Here is an 8,764-nt window from a genome sequence, read left to right as displayed (position 1 = left end):
TGTTGCGAGCCTGCATCGTCTGTGCGGGCGAAATCTGAGACGTGGGACCGATTGATATTGCTAAAGGGACCCATCGTATCTCCCTTGCCTGTTCCGAGCAGCTCAAGCCGCCCTGGCGGCTGGAAACGTTTAGTTCGCGCATAAAGCCGCGGATAGGCCGCGAGATGATCCGTGAAACGATTGCGCGACCTAGGCCGCCCGGCTGAGTCGGAGCGTAGCTTGGCTGACCTGACAACAAGCTGACGCGCTATGAGAGCTCAGCATCATCTGAGCGATGCTGAATCAGAAGTTGCGCCGGTCCGTGACATCATAATGTTTCACGATCCCCAGACGAGCTTAGTCATTCAGGCGGACTTGACGGCTACGGCTACGGAGCCGACCCCACAACGACCAGCCCGCGGCACAGCTCGCACAACGGCTGGGAGCCCGCCTGGAGCCGGCCGGCGTAACCCAGCAGCAGAACGGCTATGATTGCGGCGTCTTTGTGCTTGACGGCAACCAAGGCGCTGGTCGGACGACCGGGGCAAAGCTGCAGCCAGCCAGGCTGCACCTCGACAACCTCGTCATCGATCATCGATCGGCAGGCACTCCAACACCGACTCGGTCATAGGGCTGGTACAGGAGCGCTGCCCATCAACCAAGCCCCCTATCAGGCCCGAGCCGAGCTAATGGCTTCCTTCAGAAGCAGAGAGCGATCTGACGCAGGGCGTTGAGTCTCAGTGGCTACCGTCAAAGCAGATCAGTGCTAGACGTCGTGTTCCGAGGCGAAGATCGGTGGCCGCCCCGCACGTACGGAGGGCGAGCCATGGGAGAGTATAGCGAAGCATTTGTTGCGTTGGATGTAGCCATCACCGCAACCGGCTCCGACGCTGCGCTATTTGGTGGCTCCGCGTCTTCGCCGGTTGCTCAACCCACGCCACACGACGTAACAGAAACGGTCGAGGCTCTAATCGCCACGGGATGACAACTCAGTGGCATGTATGGACGTATATGGACCCCGCCCGATTGCAACAGGTCGGCTGGATCAGGATCGTTGGGCACAACTGCTGACGTATATCCGGCTTCCTGATGCGGCTGGACAATGTCTTCGCCGCGAGCCCAGTGGTGTCCAGTCGCGCAAGCCTCGATTCCGATCAGGCAGGGCGGCAATGCCTTGAAGAATCCAACGACATCGTCGCGGCGCAGCTTGCGGCAGCTCACGGTCGCGCCGGCACCATTGATCCCGTGAACCTGAAAGACATGCTTGGCGATATCCAGGCCAATTGTGGTAATCTTCTCCATGGATGGCTTTCCCTTATGTGACTTTCGACAGCCACACTTTGGCACATTGCGATGCCGGGAGCGGAGGCCGTCCACATGGGGTAATCGCGGGAGCGACGCACCCTGGAACCAATCATAGCCTTGGAGGGTGGCTGTTCCCCGATAAGATGAAGGTACGGGCTCACGACTGGACGCCGGGCCCAGGCATCTAACGGAGAACAGCCATGGCAGAATATATCGGTCTCGACGTGTCGATGAAAGAGACGGCAGTGTCGATCCGCCGTGAAGGCGAGCGGATCTGGCGCGGGAAGTGCGCATCTGATCCCAACATCATTGCCGAGCTTGTCCGCAAGCGGGCGCCAGCTGTAAAGCGAGTGGTGTTCGAAACGGGGCCTCTCTCCGTATGGTTCTATCATGCGCTGCGCGCCGAGGGTTTGCCGGCAATCTGCATCGATGCCCGCCACGCCAAAGCTGCGCTCGATATGGCGGCGAATAAGACGGATGCGAATGACGCCGATGGTTTGGCGCAGCTTGCAGAGGTGGGCTTCTTCCGCGAGGTGCGGGTGAAAGGATACGACAGCATGCTGACCCGAACGCTCGTGGCGGCACGCACCCGGCTGGTCCGGATCACCACCGAGCTTTCCAACCAGATTCGTGGAATCATGAAAACGTTCGGCTTGCTCGTTCCTGCAGGTAAGGGAACCACGTTCGAGAACAACGTTCGGCGCCTCCTTATCGATAACAAGGAGCTTGCTCTTATCGTGCTGCCGATGTTGGAGGCCTGGCGCGGCATTCGCATCCGCGCCGCCGAGCTCGGACGCCAGCTCGTCGCGGATGCCCGCCAAAGCCAGGCTTGCCGCATCCTCATGTCGATCCCCGGCATCGGCGCCATCACCGCGACCTCTTTCGCCACTGGCCATTGAAGATCCGGGCAACTTCAAGAAGTCCCGATCTGTTGGCGCCTGGATCGGCCTGACGACGCGCCGCTACCAATCCGGAGAAGTCGATTATGACGGCCATATATCCCGACGCGGCGACCGCCATTTGCGAGGGCTTCTCTACGAAGCCGCGGCGGTCGTTCTGACGCGTAGCTCAACTGACAGCACCCTGCGCACATGGGGACTTCAACTGCGGGAGAGGATCGGCTTCAAAAGAGCTGCTGTGGCCGTGGCGCGCAAACTGGCGGTGATAATGCATACGATGCTTAAAACCGGTGAGCTCTTTAATCCGAATGCGGGAGCCACAACGTAAAACCGGATAGCGTTCAGACTCTGAACGCCTGAGGCGTCCCTGCCGGGACGTGAGCCGAGCCATTCCGCTGATGGGGTTGCACCGCTGTCTCAGCAAAGTGCGTCGTCCACATTGAAGGCTCGTCCCGCGAAGCTCCATCATGCGGCGACTAATGTCGACCGCGAAGACAACCATGCACCCGGCAGTGCCGCTTCAACAAACTCCACGCTTGACGCCCCAACTGCGATTAGACAACCACATCAGGTCAAGTGATCGCAAGCTTGCACCGAGCGAGTGCCCAGCCTACTTCACCTCCTCAAAAGCAGAACTCTATTCTTCGCGGAATGCGCGATTGATCTGATCAGACAGGGGCTTGAGAAAATAGGAAAGCGCTGTCCGCTGGCCCGCCTGGATCATCGCTTCGGCCGGCATGCCTGGGATCAATGTCAGATCCTTGATCTTCGTCAGTTCAAAACGCGGAACTGACAGGCGCACCAGATAGTAAGAAGTGCCGTTTTTTTCGTTCGTCGTCAGATCGGCCGCTATCCAGCTTACATACCCGTTCAGCTCCGGTGTGGTTCTCAAGTTGAAGGCCGACATCCGCAACACGGCTTGTTGACCAAGGCGTATCTGGTCGATGTCCTTCGGAGAGATCTGTACTTCCAGAAGAAGATCGTCGCCATCAGGCACAATCAGCATGATCGGATCGGCGGGTCTGATCACACCACCAACCGTATGGACAGCAAGCTGTTGGATGATTCCTGAGTGCGGCGCGACGATATCGGTTCGCCGAAGCTCATCCTCAGCAGCTACCTTGCGTTCTAGGAATTCCTCCACTTGGGCCGGGACCTGTATGAGTTCCTTGCCGACTTCCGTCTTGAGATCTTGATCAATCTGCAGGATTTGCAGACGAGTTTCGGCAATACGGGCCGCCGTCTGTGCCTGGTTCGCGACCGTTTCACCACGTTGACCGCTTAAGGTGGCAGCCTGCGACTTGAGGCTGTTTAAGCGTTGGTCCGAGACAATGCCTTGTTCGCGCAGCCTACTCAAAGCAGCAATTTCATGTCCGAGAATGTCAATACCTTTCTCAAATGCAATCTGCTGCGCTTTGAGGCCCTCGATCTCATGCCTATATTGCGCGATCCGCTCGGCCAGCTGCGACTTTTCTCCTTCGCGGGATTGCCTGCGAAATTCGAATAACTTCCGCTCACCGAGTATTGCGGAGGCCGCCGAGGAGATATCTCGCCGCTTGAGCAGCCATTCCGGCAAGACGATCTCTGCCAGATCGTCACGCTCGGCTTCGAGCCGTGCTAGCCGGGATGCCAACTCATCGAGTCGCTTAATGATGATGGCTAGATTGGCGCGTTGCTGAGTGGCATCAAGTCGCATGACAACGTCGCCTGTCTTGACTCTATTGCCCTCACGCACGAGGATTTCTTTCACCACCCCACCGGTCGGGTGCTGCACTTTTTTAATGTATGAATCGACGACAAAGTGTCCGGACGCGACGACCGCACCAGACAGATTCGTCACTGAAGCCCAGGCTCCCGCTCCTCCGAGAACGGTGATGCTCAAAAAAAGTGCTGTCAGTAAGTTTCGGCGAATAGAACGGGAAGCGTCGGCTTTCGTGTCAATTTCAGACATCGCAATCCTCGAATCGGGGCAGTCTAGGTCTTTATGTGGACACAGCGCACTTGGATGCAGACGCAATCCCCCGAGCAGATGCCTTCCCAACATCGGTCGCAGACACATCCTTGGATTCACTTCGTGGCGGCGTCGCTGCTCTTCTCTGCAAGACAGTGGAAAGCACTTCATCGCGCGGACCGAAGGCTCTTTGGCGCCCACCTTCGAGCATCAATATGCAATCGACGGCGGCGATGGCGCTGGGGCGATGTGCGACGACAACGGCAATGCCGTTGCGCACACGAACGGAATTGATCGCCTCGACCACGGCGATCTCGCCTTCCGCATCAAGGTTGGCATTGGGTTCATCAAACACGACTAGGAAGGGATCGCGATAAAGAGCTCGGGCAAGACCGATACGCTGACGCTGCCCGGCGGAAAGTGCCGAGCCAGCTTCACCGATCTGAGTTTCATAGCCATGTTCAAATCTGAGGATCAGTTCGTGTGCACCCGCTGCTTTTGCCGCAGCCACGATAGCCTCAGAATCAGGATTGTCATCAAAACGACAGATGTTTTCGCCGATGGTTCCGTCAAACAATTCAACGCCCTGAGGCAAATAACCGAGATGGCGGCCCAGTGCTTCTCGGTTCCATTGATCGAGGCTTGCGCCGTCGATGCAAACCTTTCCGGCGGACGGCCCCCAGGCGCCGACGATGGCGCGCGCGAGAGTTGACTTGCCAGAACCCGATGGACCGATGACCCCGAGTGCGCTTCCCGCTCGAACGGCAAACGCAAGGCCTGCCACAGTGGGTTTCTTCTCGCCGGGTGGCACGATCATCACGCCTTCGACGCGCAGTTCGCGTTCAGGAGCGGGCAATGGCATGACCGAAGCGGTTTGAGGCATCTTGGCCATGAGGTCCTTCAGCCGTGCCCAACTCTGGTGCGCCAGAAGCAAAGTTTTCCAGCTTGAAATCGCCAAATCGACTGGAGCCAAGGCCCGGCCCATCATAATGGAGCTGGCAATCATCACCCCAGCGGTAGCTTCACGTGCGATGACGAGGTAGGCGGCAACGGCGAGGATCGCCGATTGCAGCATCATGCGTAGCGACTTTGAAATCCCGCCGAGCCCAGCTGCCACATCTCCGGCCTTACGATTGGCAGCAAGATATTTGGCATTCACCTTATGCCATCGGGCAGCGATCCGACTTCCAAGGCCCAGAGCCTCTATGACCTCGGCATTGCGGCGCGCTGCTTCCAGTAGGCCGTTGCGGACCATGTTGTGGTTGACTGCATCACGTGTGGCCCGCCGGGAGCATGCGTTAGTTAGAGCCGTTAGGGAAACCAGGAGGACCGCCCCGACAAGCGCAGTCATGCCGATCCAGAAGTGAAAAAGGAAGCAAATGCTGAGATAAAGCGGCATCCATGGCAGATCGAAGAACGCCGCGGGGCCGTTTCCGGCTAGAAACCCGCGAACGTTGTCGAGGTCGCGAAGCGGCTGCAAGCCATCGCCCGGTCTGCGTGTTAAAAGCGGCAAGCGAACAATTGCCTCATGAACGCGTCCGGAAAACTCCCCGTCGAAACGCTCGCCGATCCGCAGCAGTACGCGTGCGCGCAGAATGTCGAGCAGGGATTGGAATGCATAAAGTCCCGCAGTAAGCACGACGAGACCCAGCAACGTCGGTACGCTGCCGCTCGCCAGAACGCGGTCATACACCTGCAGCATGAACAGAGGCGAAGTCAGCGCAAGCAAGTTGATCACGCCACTGATTGAGAAAATTGCCCAAATGGTGGCCGTTAGGGCGAAAGGCCTCGAGGAGGACTGCTCTTTGTTCGCTGAAATTTTCAAGAAGGGACCCCCTAGGAAAGGCCTTCGTTCATAAGCACCGTCGGGGCTGGGATCTGCCACTTTTTGGGCCCGCAAAACCGGCCTACATCACCGGCGACACCAACTCCTGACACACGGCGACTGCTCAGCGCGGGAATGCTTAGTCCTGGCGTCTTGGAGGAGACGAAGGTGAAGTCAGACCCAGTCAGATGCAGCGCCTCAATGTCTGCTACACTGTTAACAGCGCTCGGTCGTCCTCCTCCATGCGAAGTTCATTTCGACCGTCGCCGAAATGATAATTAAGCCCTCTCCGCCGAAGACTTTGTCGTTGTCCGCGCCGCCGAAGGCTCGGTCGATGCCCCCACCGGCCGAGATGGAGTCTTTGCCAGCACGGCCGTCGATCCGAGCATTACCTTGGAGAAATCTAAGATTAAGTCGTCACCGCTACTGCCGTACGGGGTATTGGCTGCGGGCCCAGCTTCGATAGGCGTTGCCACCGCATATACTCCTCACGATTGATTTCATAGCACTCTTGTGTCGCTGCACGAATTTGTAAAATCGATTGATTGGATAGAATGCATTCACTTTCTGGATGTCCTCCGGGTAGCGCGCCGCATCACACCCTCGAAGCTGGATTGGCTCTACGCCCCGCTGCCCCGTGGGACACAACGGAACGGCAGCTTGTGATGAGCTTTGCCCCGAAAGCAGCCGCCCGCTTTCAGCCCTGGACTACGTCACTTAGCAATACCCACTTGTTTGCACTTTCATGATTCCTGCGCGAGGCGTCGTTTATCGATACCGCGCAAGAAATCGGCCGGGCATCCATGCGGACACCCGACCGAGTTGCCTGAGCTGATAAGCCCATTCGCAATCCAGGAAGCACAAAGCACTTTTCCCGGATCTGCTCTCCAGGGCTATTTCTTGACCGCTGCCGAGAGTTCCTGGTTTGCTCCAAGATCAAGGCAGCGACGACGACTCACTTCACGATTGGCCGCAACCAATATCGTCACTGATCCAAACAATCACGCCGCCTTGATAGCCAACACCGCATTGGTGCCCGCGAACGCAAAACTATTGGAAAGCGTCACCTTGACTTTCCGCTCCCGCGCCACGTTGGGGGTAACGTCTAGATCGCAATCTGGATCTGGTTCGTCATAGTTGGCGGTAGGCGGTACGATCCCATGCCGAATTGCCATCACGCAGGCGATCAGCTCCAGTGCACCCGAGGCCCCGAGGCAGTGGGCATGCATCGATTTGGTCGAGGATACCGACATTCGATAGGCGTGGTCGCCGAACGCTCGCTTGATTGCTGCGGTCTCGATCTGATCGTTTGGCTTAGTGCCGGTGCCGTGAGCGTTCAGGTAATCGACCTCCTCCGGGACCAGACCCGCGTCGGCTAGACAAGCGCGGATCGCCGCCTCGGGACCCTCAATGGTCTGTGCCGCGATGTCGAAAGCGTCGGCCGAAAGGCCCGCACCGGCCAATTCCGCCAATATTTCAGCGCCTCTAGCGCGGGCATGGTCGTAACTTTCCAAGACTATCATGCCTGCGCCTTCGCCGAGAACAGCGCCCTGCCTGTTCGCGGAAAAAGGCCGGCAAGTATCGGGCGATAGCACTCGCATAGCCTCCCACGATTTCACTACTCCCCAAACCAATGGCGCATCGGCGCCACCTGCCACCATCACATCAGCGCGGCCCCACCTAATCTGGTCGACGGCGGAGGCAATGGCATGGTTAGAGGAGGAACAAGCCGAAGTGACGCCGTAGACGGGACCGCGCAGTCCAAGGTCCATGCTGACATGTCCAGCAGCGGCGCCCGGCATGACCTTGGGCGCGGTGAAGGCCCCGGTCCTCTTTCTGCCGTGGAGCAGCATAGCCCGGTAATCTTGCTCAATCGCCTCCCATCCGCAGACGCCCACACCGACCGTCGCACCCAGGCGATAGCGGTTTTTGTCAGACGCGGTCAGCCCTGCTTGCTGGACTGCTTCGCGAGCGGCAAGCACTGCAAGCACGCTGAACCGATCCATCGAAAGAACTTGCTTACGCTCGATCTCATGCTGAGGAAGATTGCGGATGGCGCATCCCGTGCGCGCGGTGATGTCGTGCAGCGAGGGACCGCTCAACACGCCGATTGCTGAACGGCCGTCGCACATGGCGGCCCAAATATCGGCAGCACAGCTGCCGAGCCCACAAATCCCGCCTATGCCGGTGATAACAACGCGCTTGTTCATTGTCAGTGCTCATTAAGCGCACGGACGGCTTCGACCACGCTGCCCACGTTCTGCAAATCGCTCCAGGCCTCAGTAATGTCCGTTTCGATCTGGATCCCGTATTTCGTCTCAAGATCAAACAGGATGTCCGCCATTTCCAGCGGATGGATGCCCAAATCAGTCAGCTTCGTCTCAAGAGTGATCGGATTCCCATCCGGTTCAGCGTGCTTGCAGATCTCCGCCAGGATTTCGGCCGTAAGCTGGTTAGTCATGCCTTTCACCTCCCGTCTGGCGGCCGACCATGAATCTCGGTGACGCGAAAGATTCACCGATCAGCATTGTTGTGATGCAAAATTTCGCGCTATTGGGGAAATTGATATTTTGGATAAGAATCATTCAAGCAATGGATGGTGTGCCTATAGCCCAGAGGCGGACTCCGAACTATTTGTTTGCGACCGGCGTCGGGTTGGAATAGCCGCCCAGCATCACCGGAATCGGGAGGGTTATGTGAGGTCGGGCGCGACTTTTCGGCAGGCTGAGCCGATCTCACATAACCCGGATTGGTCTAAGCCGCGGGTAGTCTAGGCACCTTATGGGTGAAGTAAAGCCAGCTCAT

6 protein-coding genes and 2 pseudogenes are annotated in these 8,764 nt (G+C 58.0%); 1 reads left to right on the top strand and 7 read right to left on the bottom strand.

Annotated features, from left to right (window positions below; all coding sequences use genetic code 11):
- Window positions 1-367: 367 nt before the first annotated feature.
- Window positions 368-574 (bottom strand): hypothetical protein, encoded by a 207-nt coding sequence (locus RFM98_RS30860; RefSeq protein WP_320216528.1) that lies wholly within the window; start codon window positions 572-574, stop codon window positions 368-370.
- Window positions 575-1,092: 518 nt separating this feature from the next.
- A pseudogene (locus tag RFM98_RS30855) lies at window positions 1,093-1,281 on the bottom strand (IS110 family transposase); the annotation flags it as partial.
- A gap of 203 nt (window positions 1,282-1,484) precedes the next feature.
- On the opposite strand from RFM98_RS30855, the pseudogene RFM98_RS30850 reads away from it, so the two are divergent.
- A pseudogene (locus RFM98_RS30850) lies at window positions 1,485-2,511 on the top strand (IS110 family RNA-guided transposase).
- A gap of 309 nt (window positions 2,512-2,820) precedes the next feature.
- Here the strand turns inward: RFM98_RS30850 and RFM98_RS30845 are convergent.
- The 5 genes from RFM98_RS30845 to RFM98_RS30825 form a co-directional block, all read right to left on the bottom strand.
- Window positions 2,821-4,134, bottom strand: a complete 1,314-nt coding sequence (locus tag RFM98_RS30845; protein WP_320312257.1) for an HlyD family type I secretion periplasmic adaptor subunit — start codon at window positions 4,132-4,134, stop codon at window positions 2,821-2,823.
- A 31-nt stretch (window positions 4,135-4,165) separates the two neighbouring features.
- Window positions 4,166-5,899: a type I secretion system permease/ATPase gene (locus RFM98_RS30840; protein ID WP_320223266.1), complete on the bottom strand. Its 1,734-nt coding sequence runs from the start codon at window positions 5,897-5,899 to the stop codon at window positions 4,166-4,168.
- 276 nt (window positions 5,900-6,175) lie between these two features.
- A complete protein-coding gene (locus tag RFM98_RS30835; protein WP_430682393.1) occupies window positions 6,176-6,340 on the bottom strand; it encodes a hypothetical protein in 165 nt (54 codons plus the stop codon).
- 620 nt (window positions 6,341-6,960) lie between these two features.
- Complete coding sequence (locus tag RFM98_RS30830; RefSeq protein ID WP_320312256.1) at window positions 6,961-8,169, bottom strand: beta-ketoacyl-[acyl-carrier-protein] synthase family protein; 1,209 nt, start codon at window positions 8,167-8,169, stop codon at window positions 6,961-6,963.
- A 2-nt stretch (window positions 8,170-8,171) separates the two neighbouring features.
- Window positions 8,172-8,420 carry an acyl carrier protein gene (locus RFM98_RS30825; protein WP_320216525.1) on the bottom strand — a complete coding sequence of 83 codons (249 nt, stop codon included), beginning with the start codon at window positions 8,418-8,420 and terminating at the stop codon, window positions 8,172-8,174.
- Between the last annotated feature and the right edge of the window lie 344 nt (window positions 8,421-8,764).

The sequence above is a fragment of the Mesorhizobium australafricanum genome (genome assembly GCF_033977265.1).
GTDB classification, from domain to species: Bacteria; Pseudomonadota; Alphaproteobacteria; order Rhizobiales; family Rhizobiaceae; genus Mesorhizobium; species Mesorhizobium australafricanum.
This window is presented reverse-complemented; position numbering and strand designations above follow the sequence as displayed.